This window comes from Pseudoalteromonas sp. S4492 (assembly GCF_005886115.1).
In the GTDB taxonomy this organism is placed as follows: domain Bacteria; phylum Pseudomonadota; class Gammaproteobacteria; order Enterobacterales; family Alteromonadaceae; genus Pseudoalteromonas; species Pseudoalteromonas gelatinilytica.
This window is the reverse complement of the sequence record NZ_PNCP01000292.1, coordinates 1-273: the sequence shown is the minus strand read 5'-3', so window position 1 is coordinate 273 and position 273 is coordinate 1. Positions and strand designations below refer to the sequence as shown.

At 51.3% G+C, this 273-nt stretch carries 1 rRNA gene; it reads right to left on the bottom strand.

The annotated features are described in order from the left end of the window. Positions 1–273: ribosomal RNA gene (locus CWC28_RS21605) — 23S ribosomal RNA — on the bottom strand; the annotation flags it as partial.

The following is a 273-nucleotide window of genomic DNA, read 5'->3' as shown; positions in this document are numbered from 1 at the left end:
CCTGACCACCTGTGTCGGTTTCGGGTACGGTCCCTTTTGACCTGAAGCTTAGAAGTTTTTCCTGGAAGCCTGGCATCGATCACTTCCTGACCGTAGTCAGTTCGTCATCAGTTCTCGGCGTTCTCTATTAAAGAGGGACCGGATTTGCCTGATCCCATCGCCTACGACCTTAAACCCGGATAACCATCACCGGGCTGACCTAGCCTTCTCCGTCACTCCATCGCAGTCAAAAGGGGTACAGGAATATTAACCTGTTTCCCATCGATTACGTCT